Annotated in this window: 1 protein-coding gene; it reads left to right on the forward strand. The window is 75.0% G+C overall.

The features are described 5' to 3' along the window. Positions 1-3: 3 nt before the first annotated feature. A partial coding sequence (locus G3N92_RS34470) for a condensation domain-containing protein (protein ID WP_277396227.1) occupies positions 4-837 on the forward strand: 834 nt, incomplete at its 3' end.

Raw genomic sequence — 837 nt, forward strand, 5'->3', positions numbered from 1 at the left:
TAACTGCCGTCGCACCGGGCCCGCCACGCACGCGACCGCGAGTACTGGCTGGCCCGGCTGCCGAGCCTGCCACTCGCGCCGGAGCTGCCGACCGTGGAGCGCAGCACGGCCGCGCCGCCGAGTTTCCGGCGTCATGCGCTGACGCTGCCGCCGCAACGCTGGGCCGCGTTCCGCGCGCAGGCCGGCGCGCGCCGCGTCACGCCCTCGGGCGCGGTGCTGGCGGCCTTCTCGCAGACCATCGAACGCTGGTCGCGGCAGCCCGCGTTCTGCCTGACCGTGACGGTGCTGAGCCGCCCGCCGCTGCACGCCGACGTCGGCCGGATCGTCGGCGATTTCACCTCGGTCAACCTGCTCGAGGTGCGGCATGCGCCCGGCGCGCCGTTCGACGATGCCGCGCGCGCCCTGCAGCAGCGGCTCTGGGAAGATCTCGAACACGCCGCGTTCGGCGGCGTGGAGGTGCTGCGCGAGCTGGCGCGCGAACACCGCCGCCGCGATCTGATCATGCCGGTGGTGTTCACCAGCACGCTCGGCATCGACGGCGCCACCGACGCGGGCGACGGCGAATTCATGCGCGGCGCGCGGCTCGGCTACGGCATCACGCAGACGCCGCAGGTCTGGCTCGACTGCCAGGCGGCCGAGCGCGGCGGCGCGCTGCATCTGAACTGGGACGTGCGCGACGGCGTGTTCGCGCCGGGCACGGTGGAGGACGCGTTCGCGTCGTTCGCGGCGCTGCTCGAACGCCTGGCCGACGACGCCTCGGCCTGGGGCGCTGCCGATCCGCTCGAGCTGCCGCTCGCCACGCGCGAGCAGCGGCGCCGCGTCAACGACACGGCCGCG

The organism is Burkholderia sp. Ac-20379, assembly GCF_017104645.1.
Taxonomy (GTDB): domain Bacteria; phylum Pseudomonadota; class Gammaproteobacteria; order Burkholderiales; family Burkholderiaceae; genus Burkholderia.